Consider the following 429-nt stretch of genomic DNA (forward strand, 5'->3'; position numbering starts at 1 on the left):
TCGACATGGTCGGCGGTGTCGTCGGCCTGGCTCGGCTCGTCAGTGGTCCCGGTGGTGTCGGGGGCGTAGTCGCTGGGGGCGCTGTCGCCGAGGTCTGCGAAGTGGTCGCTGACGTCGTCGTCGGCGGCGGGGTCGGCGGTGTCTTGGGTGGCCGGGTCGGTGTCGTCGGTGGCCGGGTCGGCGGGGTCTTGGGTGGCCGGGTCGTCGGGGTATGGGTCGTCGGTGGTTTCTGGGTTGGTGTTTTCGGGGTCGGTGGGGAGGGATTCGGCGCTGACCACGACGAGGAGCTCGGTGACGATCTTCTGCTCCAGCAGGGCGATCAAGGCGTCGGCCTGGCGCACCGTCAGCGGGCGGTCATCACCCTGTGCCCTCAGCTTGGCGTACGCCTGCAACAACGCCATCAACCGGGCGCCGGCCTCACGCGGCAGG

General features: G+C 70.4%; 1 protein-coding gene. It reads right to left on the reverse strand.

The genetic code is table 11. From position 1 onward, the window contains the following. Positions 1 to 429 (reverse strand): hypothetical protein (locus tag FLV34_RS41130; RefSeq protein WP_222709822.1); only part of this gene is annotated, 429 nt, incomplete at both ends.

Source organism: Microbispora sp. CSR-4, assembly GCF_008033685.1.
Taxonomy (GTDB): Bacteria; Actinomycetota; Actinomycetes; order Streptosporangiales; family Streptosporangiaceae; genus Microbispora.